The 266-nt window shown below is 71.8% G+C and carries 1 pseudogene; it reads left to right on the top strand.

Annotation, left to right across the window (positions count from 1 at the left end):
* Positions 1-72 precede the first annotated feature (72 nt).
* Positions 73-266: pseudogene (locus tag RAD04_RS38810) on the top strand (hypothetical protein); the annotation flags it as partial.

Raw genomic sequence — 266 nt, forward strand, 5'->3', positions numbered from 1 at the left:
GGACGCGACACGATGTGGCGCTTCCCCCGGCTCGTCTACCCCATGCCCCGACCGTCGTGGGTGGCCCAGCGCGTGCGCGACATCGACTACTGGGGCGACGGGAGCCGGTTCCACCGGCTCGATGTCATCAGGCGGCGTAGCGACCCGCCCCGCCAGGGGGCACCGGTGTTCGTCTACATCCACGGCGGGGCCTGGATGATCGGCGACAAGCGCGAGCAGGGGTTCCCGATGCTCTTCGAGCTGGCCCGCCGCGGCTGGGTCGGCGT

This window comes from Bradyrhizobium sp. 25ACV (genome assembly GCF_054863005.1).